General features: G+C 70.1%; 12 protein-coding genes. 2 read left to right on the forward strand and 10 right to left on the reverse strand.

Features of this window, described 5'->3' with window-relative positions; translation table 11 throughout:
• On the forward strand, positions 1 to 612 hold the full coding sequence (locus tag J2W45_RS07610; RefSeq protein WP_310130424.1) for a dihydrofolate reductase family protein: 612 nt from the start codon (positions 1 to 3) through the stop codon (positions 610 to 612).
• Here J2W45_RS07610 and J2W45_RS07615 read toward each other — a convergent pair.
• From J2W45_RS07615 to J2W45_RS07630, 4 genes are all read right to left on the reverse strand, one after another.
• Positions 590 to 2,509: a thioredoxin domain-containing protein gene (locus J2W45_RS07615; protein ID WP_310130427.1), complete on the reverse strand. Its 1,920-nt coding sequence runs from the start codon at positions 2,507 to 2,509 to the stop codon at positions 590 to 592. The genes J2W45_RS07610 and J2W45_RS07615 overlap by 23 nt on opposite strands.
• Before the next feature lie 41 nt (positions 2,510 to 2,550).
• On the reverse strand, positions 2,551 to 2,961 hold the full coding sequence (locus J2W45_RS07620; RefSeq protein ID WP_310130429.1) for a hypothetical protein: 411 nt from the start codon (positions 2,959 to 2,961) through the stop codon (positions 2,551 to 2,553).
• A gap of 73 nt (positions 2,962 to 3,034) precedes the next feature.
• The gene (locus J2W45_RS07625) at positions 3,035 to 3,868 is read right to left on the reverse strand and encodes an aldo/keto reductase (protein ID WP_310130431.1); all 834 of its coding nucleotides are present in this window, start codon (positions 3,866 to 3,868) and stop codon (positions 3,035 to 3,037) included.
• Between the two features lie 28 nt (positions 3,869 to 3,896).
• Positions 3,897 to 5,471 carry a long-chain-fatty-acid--CoA ligase gene (locus tag J2W45_RS07630; protein ID WP_310130434.1) on the reverse strand — a complete coding sequence of 525 codons (1,575 nt, stop codon included), beginning with the start codon at positions 5,469 to 5,471 and terminating at the stop codon, positions 3,897 to 3,899.
• A gap of 119 nt (positions 5,472 to 5,590) precedes the next feature.
• Here J2W45_RS07630 and hrpA point away from each other — a divergent pair, with 119 nt between their 5' ends.
• Complete coding sequence (gene hrpA / locus J2W45_RS07635; protein WP_310130437.1) at positions 5,591 to 9,472, forward strand: ATP-dependent RNA helicase HrpA; 3,882 nt, start codon at positions 5,591 to 5,593, stop codon at positions 9,470 to 9,472.
• Between the two features lie 63 nt (positions 9,473 to 9,535).
• Here the strand turns inward: hrpA and J2W45_RS07640 are convergent, their stop codons facing one another.
• The 6 genes from J2W45_RS07640 to J2W45_RS07665 all read right to left on the reverse strand — a co-directional run bounded on the left by J2W45_RS07640 (position 9,536) and on the right by J2W45_RS07665 (position 15,145).
• Positions 9,536 to 10,327 carry an SDR family oxidoreductase gene (locus J2W45_RS07640; RefSeq protein ID WP_310130439.1) on the reverse strand — a complete coding sequence of 264 codons (792 nt, stop codon included), beginning with the start codon at positions 10,325 to 10,327 and terminating at the stop codon, positions 9,536 to 9,538.
• Positions 10,328 to 10,373: 46 nt separating this feature from the next.
• Positions 10,374 to 11,147 (reverse strand): amino acid ABC transporter ATP-binding protein, encoded by a 774-nt coding sequence (locus J2W45_RS07645; protein ID WP_018191676.1) that lies wholly within the window; start codon positions 11,145 to 11,147, stop codon positions 10,374 to 10,376.
• Positions 11,144 to 12,127, reverse strand: coding sequence for an amino acid ABC transporter permease (locus J2W45_RS07650; protein WP_310130443.1), 984 nt, complete (start codon positions 12,125 to 12,127; stop codon positions 11,144 to 11,146). The genes J2W45_RS07645 and J2W45_RS07650 overlap by 4 nt, the downstream gene beginning before the upstream one ends.
• A gap of 5 nt (positions 12,128 to 12,132) precedes the next feature.
• Complete coding sequence (locus J2W45_RS07655) at positions 12,133 to 13,032, reverse strand: ABC transporter substrate-binding protein (RefSeq protein WP_310130444.1); 900 nt, start codon at positions 13,030 to 13,032, stop codon at positions 12,133 to 12,135.
• Between the two features lie 237 nt (positions 13,033 to 13,269).
• Complete coding sequence (locus tag J2W45_RS07660) at positions 13,270 to 14,154, reverse strand: sulfurtransferase (RefSeq protein WP_310130446.1); 885 nt, start codon at positions 14,152 to 14,154, stop codon at positions 13,270 to 13,272.
• 1 nt (position 14,155) lies between these two features.
• Positions 14,156 to 15,145 carry a ribonucleotide-diphosphate reductase subunit beta gene (locus J2W45_RS07665; protein ID WP_310130447.1) on the reverse strand — a complete coding sequence of 330 codons (990 nt, stop codon included), beginning with the start codon at positions 15,143 to 15,145 and terminating at the stop codon, positions 14,156 to 14,158.
• Positions 15,146 to 15,201 lie beyond the last annotated feature (56 nt).

Raw genomic sequence — 15,201 nt, forward strand, 5'->3', positions numbered from 1 at the left:
ATGGGTATCGTCACCGCTGACATCGCCATCTCGCTCGACGGCTTCGCGGCCGGCCCGAACCAGTCGCTGGAGCAGCCGCTGGGCGAGGGGGCCGAGAATCGGCTGCACGCGTGGATGTTCGAGTACGGCGACGCCCATGCGGCCGAGATCGACGCCATCACCGCAGCGGGCGCGTACGTCATGGGCCGGAACATGTTCGGCCCGATCCGGCACGAGTGGCCCGCTCCGGATGAGCCGCTGGGCGACTGGATCGGCTGGTGGGGCGACGAGCCGCCGTATCACGCGCCGGTCTTCGTCCTCACGCACTACGAGCGCGAGCCGCTGGAGCTGACCGGCACCACGTTCACGTTCGTGACCGACGGCATCCACGCCGCGGTGGACCGGGCGCGCGAGCTGGCGGGCGACGCCGACGTCGCGATCGCGGGCGGCGCCGAGACGCTCAACCAGGCGCTGTGGGCCGGGATCGTGGACGAGCTGCGGCTGCACGTCACCCCGGTGACCCTGGGCGCGGGCGAGCGGGTGTTCGACCGGGTCCCGGCACTCGACCTCGAGCTGGTGCGGTCGCGGGTCACGCCGGAGGTCGCGCACCTCACCTATCGCGTGCGGCGCTGAGCCCGGCCGCATCCGTCACCGGCAGCCGGCAGACGTAGTCGCGGCACAGGTAGGCGGTCGGCAGTCCGTCGCGCGTGGTGCGCGCCGCGAACAGCTCGAAGCCGTCGGCGGCGAGCTCCTCCGACTGCGCCTCGGTGGCCACGGCGACGAGCGGGGCGGGATGCCGCCGGCTCGCGGCGAGCAGATCGCCCGAGCCCACGCCCGGCGCCCCAGCCCCCGGCGCCCCCGCCGCCGAGGCGCCCGCCGCATCCGGCACCACGACGACCAACTGCTCCACCTCCCCCGCCAGCCGCGACATGAGGGCCAGCGACGTCCCGAACGCGCTCGGCACCCGCACCGCCTGCGCGGCGACCATCCGCATCCCCTCGCGGGCGGCCCGCTCGTACCGGCGCTCCCCGGTCGTGAGGTACAGCGTGTGCGACGCCTGCGCCAGAGAGGCGAGCCCGGACGGGTACGCCCCCTCGGACGGGTCGACGTTGACCGCGAGCCCTGTCGCCTGCAGCACGGGGTCGCCGCCCCCCGGCGTGCCGAACGGGCAGTCGCCCGAACCGGGCGCGCCCTCCGCAGCATCCAGGCACAGGTCGACGAGGTCGCGGGCGGCGACGGCAGCCGAGGCGTCCCCGGCCGCGAGCGCGAGCTCCAGCAGGCCCGCGGCGAGTCCGCCGTAGTCCTCGAGGGTCGCTCCCGCCTCGCTCCGCCGGTCGTCGAGGGAGGCGCGCAGCAGCGTCCCGTCCTCGCGGCGGTGCCGGCCGAGCACGGCGTCCGCGGCCTCCCGCGCGGCCACCACCCAGGCCGGACGGTTCAGGATGCGCCCCGCCCGCGCGAGCGCACCGATCGCGAACCCGTTCCAGCCGGTCAGCACCTTGGCGTCGATCGGCGGCGGGTCGAGCCGGGCCCGTTCCTCCGGCGGCACCGTGTAGTACGCGCCCTCGACGCGGGCTCCGTCGATCGTGCTCTCGGAGTCCTGCGCCGAGGCGAAGCCGCCGGAGGGACGCCGCAGCACGCCGAGCAGGAAGGCCGCCACCCCGTCGGCGGTCCGCTCCGCCCACTCCTCACCGGTCTGCCGCCATACCCGCGCGTAGGCGTCGAGCAGCAGGGCGTTGTCGTAGAGCATCCGCTCGTAGTGCGGCTCGCTCCAGTCGCGCCGGGTGGCGTAGCGGAAGAACCCGCCGTCGACCGGGTCGCGCAGGGGCGAGGCCGCCATCCGAGCGAGGGTGCGCGCCGCCAGCTCGTGGCCGGACGGCTGTGTCAGCAGGAAGTCGAGCACCGGCGCGACGGGGAACTTCGGTGCCGTGCCGAAGCCGCCGAACTCCGGGTCCTCCGCCTCCGCCAGCTGGGCGACCGCCGCATCCAGCTGCCGGTCGTCGGGGAGGTCCGCGACGGCGGTCGCGGCGTCCGCCGCCGCGGCGAGCGCCGTCACGACCGTGCCCGCGTCGGACTCGACCTGGGCGCGGCGCTCCGTCCAGGCGTCCCAGACGGCGTCCAGCACCTGCCGGAACGACGCGCGCCCGGCGACCGGCTGCGGCGGGAAGTAGGTTCCGGCGAAGAACGCCTTGCCGTCGGGCGTCGCGAACACCGTCAGGGGCCAGCCGAGGTTGCCGGTGAACGCGCTGGCCGCGGACAGGTAGGCGGCGTCGACGTCGGGATGCTCCTCCCGGTCGACCTTGATCGCCACGAACCGGGAGTTCAGCTCCTCCGCGGCGGCCGGGTCGCTGAAGCTCTCCCGCGCCATGACGTGGCACCAGTGACAGGTCGCGTAGCCGATGGAGACCATGACGGGGACGTCCCGCCTGCGAGCCTCCGCGAACGCGTCGGCGCCCCACGGGAACCAGTCCACCGGATTGTCCGCGTGCGCACGCAGGTAGGGGCTGATCGCATCGGCGAGTCGGTTGGCCATGGGCTCACCCTACGACCGCGGCACGCGAACGGAAGCCCCGGTCAGCTGGCGGTGTCCATCCCCTGCAGCCGCACCGACGAGTTGAGGTAGAAGGCGGCGAGCACCGCGTACGTCAGGCAGGCGAGCGCCGGGATGAACGCATCCTCGGGGTCGCTCGCGAACGCGCCGACGCCGGAGATGAAGGCCAGCACAACCAGCAGCGCGCCGATCCAGAACCCGGCAGCCGGGCGGGCGGTCGCTCGCCACCACGGACGCGGATCCGTCTTGTTCTCGCCGGCGCCCCGGAAGGTGCGGACGCCCACGATGACGTACGCGACGTTGAGCACGGCGACGATCAGCACGTCGAAGGTCGGATTCACCAGCCGTGCGATGAGGAACACGTTGAGGACGAGGATGAGCGCGAAAGCGCCGACGATGTAGCTGATCTTCCCCGCGACCGACGTGATCCTCACCCTTCGAGCCTAGCCCGAGGATGCGACACCGCGTCCGCGCCGCGCATCCCCGGGCCCTCCCGTCCGGATCCGGTCAGTTGACCTCGTCCGGGTGTGCGCTGACGCGGCCCTCGCGCTCCAGCGAGCTGATGGCGGCGACCTCGTCGGCGGTCAGCTCGAAGCCGAACACGTCGAAGTTCTCGGCCATGCGGCTGCGCGAGTTCGACTTCGGGAACACGATGTTGCCGGTCTGCAGGTGCCAGCGGATGACGACCTGTGCCGGGGTCTTGCCGTGCGCCTCGGCGGCGGAAGCGACCTCCGGGGTCTCGAAGAGCGGGTACTTGCCCTGGCCGAGCGGACCCCATGCCTCGATCTCGATGCCGTTCTCGTGCGAGAACGCCGTCACCTCGGGCTGCTGGTGCGCCGGGTGCAGCTCGATCTGGTTCACCGCGGGGACGATGTCCGTCTCGGCGAGCAGCTTCTGCAGGTGCGGCACGAGGAAGTTCGAGACGCCGATCGCCTTGGCGCGGCCGGACGCGTAGATCTTCTCGAGCGACTTCCAGGCCTGCACGAAGGTGTCCTTCTGCGGGGTGGGCCAGTGGATGAGGTACAGGTCCACGTAGTCGAGGCCCAGCTTGCCGAGCGACTCCTCGAAGGCGTTCTCAGCGTCCGTCTGGCGGTCGTTCCACAGCTTGGTGGTGACGAACAGCTCGTCGCGCGGGATGCCGGAGGACGCGATGGCCTGGCCGACGCCCTCCTCGTTGCCGTAGATGGCGGCGGTGTCGATGTGGCGGTAGCCGACCTCGAGGGCGTCCGTGACGATCCGGGTCGTCTCGGCCGGGTCGACCTTGAAGACGCCGAAGCCGAGCTGCGGGATGGTCGTCCCGTTGTTCAGGGTCAGAAGCGGAGTATTTGCGTGTGCAACCATATCCGCCACGGTACCAGCCCGCATGCGGTCAGCCGACCGGGTGCGCACCCTCCTGTTCGAACCGCGCCACGAGCTCCCGCTTGAGCACCTTCCCGCTCGGGCCGAGCGGCAGCACCTCGAGGATCTCGACGCGCCGCGGGTACTTGTAGGCGGCGACCTTGTCCTGGGCGAAGGCGACCAGCTCGTCCGGGTCCGCCTCTCCTCCGGGCATCAGCGTCACCGCCGCCATGATCTCCTGGCCGTGCGTCTCGTGGGCGACACCGAAGACGGCCACCATGGCGACGGCGGGATGCGTGGACAGCACCTCCTCGACCTCGCGCGGGTACACGTTGTAGCCGTTGCGCACGATCATGTCCTTCTTCCGGTCCACGATCGTGATGTAGTCGTCGTCGCTCTTGGTGCCCAGGTCGCCCGTGCGGAACCAGCCGTCGACGACCGCCTCGGCGTTCGCCTCCGGGAGGTTCAGGTACCCCTTCATCAGGTTGTGGCCGCGCACCACGATCTCGCCGAGCTCGCCGCGCGGCAGCAGCTCGATCCGGTCGTCGACCTCCGCGTCGGCGATCTCCACATCCACGCCCCAGATCGGCGTGCCGACGGTGCCGACGCGCGTCGGGCGTCCGCGGTGGTTGAAGGAGGCGACCGGCGAGGTCTCGGTGAGGCCGTATCCTTCGTGCACGTCGATCCCGTAGACCTCCTTCATCCGCTCGATCACGGCGACCGGGATGGCCGCGCCGCCGCTCATGCCGTAGCGCAGCGGCGGACGGTCCGGGTTGGCCTTGGCGGCCTCCAGCAGCGCGATGTACATCGTCGGGACACCGGTCATGATCGTGCACGCGTGCTGGTTCAGCAGCTGCAGCGCCGTGGCCCCGTCGAACTTCGGCACCAGCACGACCGCCGAGCCCGCGCGGAAGCCCATGTTCATGACGCAGGTCTGGCCGAACGTGTGGAACAGCGGCAGGCAGCCCAGGATGCGGTCCTCCGGCGTGAGGTCGAGGGTGCCGGCGAGCAGCACGTTCACCTGCTCGATGAGCGAGAAGTGGCATCCCTCGGCGCCCTTCGGCTTGCCGGTCGTTCCGCTCGTGTAGAGGATCGTCGCCGTGTCGAGCGGTTCGCGCGGCACGTAGGTGTCGATCGGCTCGGTCTCCGCGGCGAGCTCCTCCAGCCGCGGGAACGGCGCCTGCTCGTACGTCTCGTCGGGCACGAGCACCGAGATCGTCGGGATGCCCGCGAGCCCGGCACCGCGCGCGCCCTCACCGAGCAGCGGGGCCGCGCAGATGAGCAGCGACGCCCCGGAGTCGCGCAGCACGTAGGAGATCTCCTCGGCCTTGAGCAGCGCGTGGATCGGCACGACGACCGCGCCGAGGGCCAGCACCGCGTAGTACGACCGCGGGAAGTCGGGCACGTTGGGCAGCATCAGGGCGACCTTGTCGCCCGGCCCGACGCCGAGATCGCGCAGGGCGCCCGCATAGGCGCGCGTCTGCTCCCACAGCTCGCGGTACCGGATCTCCTGCCCGGCGAAGATCAGCGCGACGTTGTCCGGCAGCCGGTGCGCCGTCTCAGCCAGGATGCTCGCGACGGACATGGTCGCATAGCCGTGACTCATGGGTTCTCCTCGTCCTCATCGACACAGGACCCGATCGGGTTGAGGCGAACCTACGTCACCCGGGGCCGCGGGGCAACGCCCCCGCCCGGGGCGCGTCACGCGGCTAGACTGGAGGGCTCATGTCTTCGACCGCGACCCTCCCCCGCATCGTCTTCCCGCCCGAGCTGCCCGTCAGCCGCAAGCGGGAGGACATCGCGCGCGCCATCCGTGACAACCAGGTCGTGATCGTCGCGGGCGCGACCGGCTCCGGCAAGACCACGCAGCTCCCGAAGATCGCCCTGGAGCTGGGCCGCACCAGCATCGGGCACACCCAGCCGCGCCGGATCGCCGCGCGCACGATCGCCGAGCGCATCGCCGAGGAGCTCGGCCAGTCCGTCGGCGAGCTGGTCGGCTACCAGGTGCGGTTCACCGACCGGGTGTCGAAGGCGACCCGCATCAAGCTGATGACCGACGGCATCCTGCTCAACGAGCTGCGCCGCGACCGGCTGCTCCGCGCCTACGACACGATCATCATCGACGAGGCGCACGAGCGCAGCCTCAACATCGACTTCCTGCTCGGCTACCTCAAGCAGCTGCTCCCCCAACGGCCCGATCTCAAACTGATCATCACGTCGGCGACCATCGACCCGGAGAGCTTCGCCGCGCACTTCGCGTCCGCCGACGGCACGCCCGCCCCGATCGTCGAGGTCTCCGGCCGCACCTACCCGGTCGAGATCCGCTACCGTCCACTCGTCGCCGAGGCGATGGAGGAGGACGACGACGATCCGGACCCCATCCCCGCCGCCGACCGCGACTACCTGCAGGGCATCAACGACGCGCTCGACGAGCTGGCCCGCGAAGACCGCGGGGACGTGCTGGTCTTCCTCTCCGGCGAGAACGAGATCCGCGATGCGGCCGACGCGATCCGCGGCCGCAACCTCCCCGGCACCGAGGTGCTCCCGCTCTACGGCCGGCTCTCCGCCGCCGAGCAGCACCGCGTCTTCCAGCCGTCCTCGCAGCCCGGCGTGCGCCGCCGCGTGGTGCTCGCGACGAACGTCGCCGAGACGAGCCTCACCGTGCCCGGCATCAAGTACGTGGTGGATGCGGGAACGGCGCGCATCAGCCGGTACAGCACGCGCGCGAAGGTGCAGCGCCTGCCGATCGAGGCGATCTCGCAGGCGAGCGCCAACCAGCGCTCCGGCCGGTCCGGGCGCACGAGCGACGGCATCGCCATCCGCCTCTACTCGGAGGAGGACTTCGAGAAGCGCCCGGAGTTCACCGAGCCGGAGATCCTCCGCACCAACCTCGCCGCCGTCATCCTGCAGATGATCTCGCTCGGCCTCGGCGACATCGCGGCCTTCCCGTTCCTCACGCCGCCCGACTCGCGCGGCATCAAGGACGGCCTCGACCTGCTCACCGAGCTCGGCGCCATCGCCCCCGCCAAGGAGGGCACGAAGCTCACCGCCGTCGGCCGCCAGCTCGCACAGCTCCCGATCGACCCGCGGTTCGCCCGCATGGTGGTCGAGTCGAAGCGCCACGGCACCTCGCGCGAGGTGATGGCGATCGTGGCGGGACTCACCATCCAGGACCCGCGCGAGCGTCCCGTCGAGAAGCGCGGCAGCGCCGACGAGAAGCACGCCCGCTTCGCCGACCCGACCAGCGACTTCCTCACCCTGCTCAACCTCTGGAACTACCTGGAGGAGCAGCAGCGCGAGCTCTCGTCGAGCGCCTTCCGGCGCCTGTGCAAGGCCGAGTACCTCAACTTCCTGCGGGTGCGCGAGTGGCAGGACGTCTACCGTCAGCTGCGCCAGCTCGCCAAGCCGCTCGGGCTGACGATCGGCGAGCCGTCGGTGAACCCGGACGGCATCCACCGCTCCCTGCTCGCCGGGCTGCTGTCGCACATCGGGCTGAAGGATGTGCGGGAGTCGGGTTCCGGCGCGAAAGGCGGCGCTCGCGGTCCCCGCCAGGCGGAGTACCTCGGCGCCCGCCAGACGCGGTTCGTGATCTTCCCCGGCTCGACGCTCGCCAAGAAGCAGCCGAACGCCCTGATGAGCGCCGAACTCGTGGAGACGTCCCGGCTGTTCGCGCGGATGAACGCATCCATCGACCCCGCCTGGGCCGAGCCGATCGCCGGCGACCTGTGCAAGCGGCAGTACAGCGAGCCGCACTGGGAGAAGAACCAGGGCGCGGTCGTCGCCTACGAGCGTGTGACCCTGTTCGGCGTGCCGATCATCCCGCGCCGTCGGGTGCAGTACGCGCGGATCGATGCACCGCTCTCCCGCGAGCTGTTCATCCGGCACGCCCTCGTCGACGGCGAGTGGGACTCGCACCAGGCGTTCGACCGCGCCAACCGCAAGCTGCGCGCCGAGCTGCGCGAGCTGGAGGAGCGCACCCGGCGGCGCGACATCCTGAACGACGACGAAGCGGTGTTCGAGTTCTACGACGCGCGCATCCCGGCGGATGTCGTCTCCACCCGCTCCTTCGAGGGCTGGTGGAAGAAGGCGCGGCAGGAGACGCCGGACCTGCTGACGATGACCCCGGAGGCGCTGCTCGACGACGAGGCCGCCGAGGTCGACGAGGAGGCGTTCCCGCCGGTATGGCGGCAGGGCGACCAGCGGCTCACCCTGCGGTACCGGTTCGAGCCGGGCGCCGAGGACGACGGCGTGACCGTCCAGGTGCCGCTGCCGCTGCTCGCCGGCCTGCTGCCGGACGGCTTCGACTGGCAGGTGCCGGGCCTGCGGCACGAGCTGGTCACCGCGCTCATCAAGTCGCTGCCGAAGGCGATCCGGCGCCAGGTGGTGCCGGCCGCCGACTGGGCCCAGCGCCTGCTCGGCGAGCTCAGCGGCACCGCGGGGATGCGCGCGCACGAGGGCGAGCGGCCCGCGGCATCCCTCGTGGACACGCTCGCGGCGACGATCTCCCGCCTGACCGGGTCGCGCGTCAGCGGCACGGACTTCGACCTCGACCGGCTGCCGCCGCACCTGCGCCCCACGTTCCAGGTGATCGGGGAACGCGGCCGCCCGCTCGCGAGCGGCAAGGACCTGACCGCGCTGCAGGACCGCCTGCGCACCCGCGCTCGCGACTCGGTCGCCGCCGTCGCCGAGGCCCGGACGCCCAACGCCATCGAGCGCTCCGGCCTCACCACCTGGGACTTCGATGAGCTCCCGCGCTTCGTCGACTCCACCCACACCGGCCCGGGCGGCACGAAGAACGTCATCCGCGCCTACCCGGCGCTCGTCGACGACGGCGCGTCGGTGTCGATCCGACTGATGGGCACCCCGGCCGAGCAGGCGCGCGCCATGCCGGGAGGCGTCCGGCGGCTGCTGCTCGCCAGCGTCCCCTCACCGGTCGCCTACGTGCAGCAGCACCTCACCTCCAACGAGAAGCTGACCCTCGCGGCCAGCCCGTACCCGAACACCAAGGCGCTCTTCGACGACTGCCTCCTGGCCGTGGTGGACTCGGTGCTGTACCGGATGAAGCCCGACGGCCAGGTGTTCATGCGCGCCGAGTTCGAGGCGGTGCGCGACCGCGTGTCCGGCATCGTGATGGATGCGATGTTCGAGACGGTCGCGCTCGTCACGCGCATCCTCACCGCCGCCCGGGCCGCCGAGAAGGCGATCTCGAGCGTGACGGCGCTCACCTACCTGCCGGCGCTCAACGACGCGAAGGGCCAGCTCGCCGGGCTCGTCTGGGCCGATCCGAAAGGGCCGGGTTTCGTCTCGGCGACCGGCCTGGAGCAGCTGCGGCACCTGCCGCGCTACCTCGCCGGGATCTCCCAGCGGATGCAGGCCCTGCCGACCAACCCCGGGCGCGACCGCGCCTGGCAGACGCAGGTGGAGACCGCGGTCGCCCTCTACACGGACGCCGGCGGCCGCATCCCCCTCGCGCCCGGTTCGCCGCCCCCGATCGTGCACGCCCGCTGGATGCTCGAGGAGTTCCGCGTGTCCCTCTTCGCCCAGTCCCTCGGCACCGCCGAAACCGTCTCCCTCCCCCGCATCCGCAAGGTCCTCACCTCCCCCTGAATCTGTTCCTCACTTAATCCGCGATTTGAGCGCTCTCACGCGGATTAACTGAGGAACAGATTGCTAGACGGGGAGGTGGAAGCCGCCGTTGGAGTGGAGGAGCTGGCCGGTGATCCAGCCGCCGGCAGGCGAGAGCAGGAACGCGACCAGGTCGGCGGTGTCGGCGGGCGTGCCGAGACGGCCGAGAGCGGTCTCCGATGTGAGCTGCTCGGCGAGCTCGGGCGTCATCCAGCCGGTGTCGATCGGGCCGGGGTTGATGAGGTTCGCCGTGATGCCGAGGTGCGCGAGCTCCACGGCCGCGGCCTGCACGATCCGGTCGAGCGCGCCCTTGCTGGCGCCGTACGGCAGATTGTGGGCGGTGTGGTCGCTGGTCAGCGCGACGATGCGGCCGAGTCCGGCGTCGGCCGGGATGTGCGCGGCGAACTGCTCGGCGAACGCCTTGATGAGCAGCCAGGTTCCGCGCGTGTTCACGGCGAAGTGCTGGTCGAACGCCTCGACGCTGGTGTCGAGCAGGCCGCTGTCGACCGAGTGCGCGTGGCTGGCGATCAGGGCCTGGATCGGCCCGAGGCCGGCGCGGACCCGCTCCACGGCGCGTGCCGGAGACTCCGGATGCGACAGGTCGACCGCGACGGGCAGCGCCCGCGCTCCCAGAGCGCGCAGCTCATCCGCCAGCACCTCGTGCGCGCGCTCGCGGGCTCCCCACGGCATCCCGGCGTCGTAGTCGTCCCAGAACGCGAAGGCGACATCCCAGCCGAGGGTTGCCTGGTTGCGGGCGATAGCGGCACCGATCGACTCGGGACGGCTGGCTCCCGTCACGAACACCACCGGACGTGCGGAGCGGGCGTCGTTGTCCATCCGACGATTCTGTCAGACGGCCGACGCCCGCTCCGGTCCGATTCGGCTAGAGCACCTTCGAGAGGAACGCCTGCGTCCGCTGGTGCTGCGGGTTGCTGAGCACCTCGCGCGGGTCGCCCGACTCCACGACCACGCCGCCGTCCATGAAGACCAGCTCGTCCGCGACCTCGCGGGCGAAGCCCATCTCGTGGGTGACGACGACCATCGTCATGCCGCTGGCAGCGAGGCCCTTCATCACGTCCAGCACTTCGCCGACGAGCTCCGGGTCGAGCGCCGATGTGGGCTCGTCGAACAGCATCAGCTTCGGGTCCATCGCGAGCGCCCGGGCGATCGCGACGCGCTGCTGCTGGCCGCCCGACAGCTGCGACGGGTAGTGGTCGCCCTTGTCCGAGAGTCCAACGCGGGCGAGCAGCTCGGTCGCGCGCTCGACGGCCTTCGCCTTCGACAGCCCCTTCACGCGGATGGGCGCCTCGATGATGTTCTCCAGCGCCGTCATGTGCGGGAACAGGTTGAATCGCTGGAACACCATGCCGATCTCGCGGCGCTGGCGTGCGGCCTCCTTCGGCTTCAGCTCGTACAGCTTGTCGCCGTGCTGGCGGTAGCCGACGACCTCGCCGTCGACGGACAGCCGGCCCGCATCCACGCGCTCCAGGTGGTTGATGCAGCGCAGGAAGGTGGACTTGCCGGAACCTGAGGGGCCGATGATGCAGAGCACCTCGCCGGGGTTCACCTTGAGGTCGATGCTCTTGAGCACCTCGTTCGAGCCGAAGCTCTTCGAGACGCCCTCCGCCAGGACCATGGGGGTCTTCGTGTCGGTCATCCCTTGCCTCCGAGGTCGTTTCCGTCGGGTGCGCCCGCGGCGGGCAGCGCGCCCGTCGCGAGTGCCGGGTCGTTGCGGTCCGGGCGCCGCGCGTTGACGCCGCGCGAGAACCGCTTCTCGAGGAAGTACTGCCCGATCATCAGCAGCGACGTGAAGAGCAGGTACCACAGCGACGCCACGATGAGCAGCGGGATGGGCGTGTACGTGACCGCCGAGATGTCACGGGCGACGCCGTACAGGTCGGTGGTGAGCGGGATGGCCGCCACCAGCGACGTCGTCTTCAGCATCGAGATGACCTCGTTGCCGGTCGGCGGGATGATGACGCGCATGGCCTGCGGGATGACGATCCGGGTCATGGTCTGCCACCACGACATGCCGAGCGCGGTCGCCGCCTCCTCCTGGCCCTCGTCGACCGAGAGCAGGCCGGCGCGCACGATCTCCGCCATGTACGCGGCCTCGTTCAGCGCGAGGCCGATGACGGCGATGATGAACGCGTTCTGCATGAACCCGAGGTTCAGATCCACGCCGATGTTCGTCCATGGCACGCCGAGGAAGATCTGCGGGTAGATCAGCGAGAACAGGCCCCAGAACACCAGCTGCACGTAGACCGGGGTGCCGCGGAAGATCCACAGGTAGAGCCAGGCCACCGATTTCACGACCGGGTTGGGCGAGAGCCGCATCACGGCGAGCACCAGGCCCAGGATGACGCCGATGATCATCGAGTAGATCGTCAGCTGGAGGGTCACGAGCGCAGCGGCGCTGATGCGCTTGTCGAAGACGTACTTGCCCACGTACTGCCAGCCGTAGGCGTCGCGCTGTGAAGCGTCGATGATGAACCAGACGAGCAGCAGGATGAGGACGGCGGCGAAGACGATCCGCCACGGGTGCTTGAGCTTGATCGCCTTGATCGGCTCGGAGCGGGTGCCCCCCGGCGACGGGACGGATCCCGTCGCCGGGCGGGCGGCGTTGCTTTGGGACATGAAGGTCAGCCCTTCGAGGCGGCGTTGACCTCGGCGGACTGGACGGCGCCGTCGGCGACGCCCCACTTGTCGAGGATCTTCTTGTACGTGCCGTCGTCGATCAGAGCCTGAACGGCCTTCTGGAGCACGGGGGTGAGCTCCGAGTCCTTCTTGACCGGGAGGCCGTACGGCGCCTCGTCGAAGGTCTTCCCGGCCTCCTGCAGCTTGCCGTCCGACTTCGAGATCGCGTACAGCGTGACGGGCGAGTCGGCGCTGAGGGCGTCGGCCTTGCCGAGGATGACCGCGTTGGTCGCGTCGTCCTGCGTGTCGTAGCGGAGCGCCTGGATGGCGGGCTTGCCCTCATCCGTGCACTTCTTCGACTTGGCGGGGACCTCGTCGGTGTCCTCGTACGTGGTCGACTGCACGGCGACCTTCAGGCCGCACGCGTTGTCCGGGTCGATGTCCTTGCCCTTCTGGGAGGCCCAGAGGATTCCGGCCGAGTAGTAGTTGACGAAGTCGACCTGCTGCTCGCGCTCGGTGGTGTCGGTGAACGACGACATGCCGTAATCGTCCTTGCCGCCGCTGATGCTCGGGATGATGTTGTCGAACTTCGCGATCGCGAACTCCGTCTTCACACCGAGCTTGTCGCCGATCGCCTTGGCGAGGTCGACCTCCCAGCCGACCGGCTGGGCGTTGTCGTCCTTGAACTCGTTCGGCGGGTACGTGTTGTCCATGCCGACGACGAGCTTGCCGGCGTCCTTGATCTTCTGGGGCAGCTGCCCGGCGAGGGTGTCGTCCTTCTTCACGTCCGAGACCGAGCTCGACGTTGAGCTGCCGGACGGGGTGCTGTTGTCGACGCAGCCGGTGAGCGCGAGCGCTGCAACGGCGGCGACTGCGGCGATGGGTGCCGCGGAACGGATGCGCATGTTGTCGTTGTCCTTCTTCCTGGTACAGGAATGTGTCGATGCGTATTGCACGGGTAAGGGGAGGATACCCCAGCGGCGTTGCCGCACTTCAACACTAATTCGCGCAGGGAACAGCGTTTTTCACGGACGTTTCCGGCACGTTTCGCCGATTCTCGCAGCGGAATCCGTGGATTCCTGCACGGAGCCGCTGCGAAACCCGCGCGGGACGCCCCCGGCCGGGCGCGTCCCGCGCCGAGATTACGCTCCCGTAACCACCGGGCGGTCCGGGTCGTTCGACCAGGCGGAGTACGACCCGGCGTACAGGGCGGGCATCGAGAGCCCCGCGACGACGAGGGCGAGCGCCTCGTGGGCAGCGGTCACGCCGGATCCGCAGTACACGCCGACCGCGGTGCGCTCGTCGACGCCGAGCGCGGAGAATCGCTCGCGCAGGGCCTCTGCGGGCAGCATCCGGCCACTCGAGTCGACGTTGTCCGTCGTCGGGGCGCTGACCGCTCCCGGGATGTGGCCGGGCCGAGGGTCGACCGGCTCGACCTCGCCGCGGAACCGCTCGGCGGCGCGGGCGTCGAGCAGGATGCCGTCGGCGCGGGCGACGAGGGCGGCGGATTCGTCCGCATCCAGCGTCGGGAGCTCTCCGTAGCGCAGGGTAATCCCACCGGGACGGGGAGGGACCAGCATCCCGGTCTGCACGGCGTAGCCCGCGTCGCGCCACGCGGCGATCCCGCCGTCGAGCACGCGCACGTCGCGCACGCCGGCGTGGCGGAGCAGCCACCAGGCGCGGGCGGCCGAGGTGCCGGAGGCGTCGTCGTAGACGACGACCGCGTCGCAGTCGTCGAGCCCCCAGCGCCGGGCGGCCGCCTGGAAGTCCTCCTCGGCCGGCAGCGGGTGGCGTCCGTCGGTGGGAGCGCCGTGGCCGGCCAGTTCAGTGTCGAGGTCCACGTAGACGGCACCGGGGATGTGTCCGCGCTCGTACTCTTCACGCCCGGGCGGACCGCCCAGCTTCCAGCGCACGTCGAGGACGCGCCACGCCGAACGCCGCCGGCCTGCGCCGCTCCACAGGGATTCGGCCCCGAGAGCGACGTCCAGCGCGGCGGCGGTGATCAGCGGAGAGGGCTCCGTCGGCATGTCAGCGTCCGGTGGACGCCTTGGCGTTCGACTCGTACGAGGTGTTCGTGGACTCGAAGAAGTTCACGAGCTCGAGCGTGTCGTTGGCCGTCGCCATCCACTTCGCCGGGTTGGAGACCTTGTACTCGGCCTCGAAGCCCAGCTCCTCCAGACGGCGGTCGGCCAGGTACCGCACGTACTGGTTGATGTAGTTCGCGTTCAGGCCCAGGATGCCGCCCGGCAGGAGGTCGCGGTTGTACTGCTCCTCCATCTCGACGGCGTCGAGGATCATCTGGCGGATCTCGTTGGCGAACTCCGGCGTCTGCAGGTCGGGGTTCTCCTCCAGCACCGTGAGGATGAGGTTGATGCCGAACTTGAGGTGCAGCGACTCGTCGCGCACCACCCAGTCGATCAGCGAGCCGAAGTTGCGCAGCAGGTTCCGCTGGCGGAACGACAGCGCCACCATGAAGCCCGAGTAGAACCAGATCCCCTCGAGGATGACGTTGTACGCCACCAGGTTGCGGATGAAGTCCTGCTTGCCCTCGGTCGTGGTGATGTCGAGGGCCTGCTCGGTCATCCGCTTGATGAAGCGGACCTCGAACTCCTCCTTCTTCGCCATCGACGGGACGTCGACGTGGGAGTTGTAGGCCTGCTCGCGGTCGATCGGGAACGTCTCGAGGACGTACTCGAACGACATGCAGTGGTTCGCCTCCTCCCACATCTGCTTGGCGAGGTAGAGGTGCGCCTCGGCCGCGTTGATGTAGGGGTAGACGCCGAAGGCCAGCGCCTTATTGACGAGCAGCTCGTTCGGGTTGAAGTAGCTCATCAGGAACGTGACCGCGTGGCGCTCCTCGTCCGTCATCCGCTTGAAGTCGGCGATGTCCTCGCCGAGCTGGATCTCGTTCGGGAACCAGGTGTTCGCGACGGCCTGGTCATACAGGTCCATCGCCCACTGGTACTTGACGGGCTTCAGCAGAAGGCCTTCTTCGATTCCGGTGCCCAGAATCCCCATGGTGTTTCTCTCCTCGTTGCTTACAGCCGGATTACTGGCAGGACTCGCACTGCAGG

The sequence above is a fragment of the Leifsonia shinshuensis genome (assembly GCF_031456835.1).
In the GTDB taxonomy this organism is placed as follows: domain Bacteria; phylum Actinomycetota; class Actinomycetes; order Actinomycetales; family Microbacteriaceae; genus Leifsonia; species Leifsonia shinshuensis_C.

Bases quoted from the DNA above. Each gene is read 5' to 3' on its own strand.
- J2W45_RS07630 (WP_310130434.1), bottom strand. From the start codon at position 5,471: ATGAGTCACGGCTATGCGACCATGTCCGTCGCGAGCATCCTGGCTGAG.
- J2W45_RS07655 (WP_310130444.1), bottom strand. From the start codon at position 13,032: ATGCGCATCCGTTCCGCGGCACCCATCGCCGCAGTCGCCGCCGTTGCA.
- J2W45_RS07665 (WP_310130447.1), bottom strand. From the start codon at position 15,145: ATGGGGATTCTGGGCACCGGAATCGAAGAAGGCCTTCTGCTGAAGCCC.
- J2W45_RS07650 (WP_310130443.1), bottom strand. From the start codon at position 12,127: ATGTCCCAAAGCAACGCCGCCCGCCCGGCGACGGGATCCGTCCCGTCG.
- hrpA (WP_310130437.1), top strand. From the start codon at position 5,591: ATGTCTTCGACCGCGACCCTCCCCCGCATCGTCTTCCCGCCCGAGCTG.
- J2W45_RS07645 (WP_018191676.1), bottom strand. From the start codon at position 11,147: ATGACCGACACGAAGACCCCCATGGTCCTGGCGGAGGGCGTCTCGAAG.
- J2W45_RS07615 (WP_310130427.1), bottom strand. From the start codon at position 2,509: ATGGCCAACCGACTCGCCGATGCGATCAGCCCCTACCTGCGTGCGCAC.
- J2W45_RS07640 (WP_310130439.1), bottom strand. From the start codon at position 10,327: ATGGACAACGACGCCCGCTCCGCACGTCCGGTGGTGTTCGTGACGGGA.
- J2W45_RS07610 (WP_310130424.1), top strand. From the start codon at position 1: ATGGGTATCGTCACCGCTGACATCGCCATCTCGCTCGACGGCTTCGCG.
- J2W45_RS07660 (WP_310130446.1), bottom strand. From the start codon at position 14,154: ATGCCGACGGAGCCCTCTCCGCTGATCACCGCCGCCGCGCTGGACGTC.
- J2W45_RS07625 (WP_310130431.1), bottom strand. From the start codon at position 3,868: ATGGTTGCACACGCAAATACTCCGCTTCTGACCCTGAACAACGGGACG.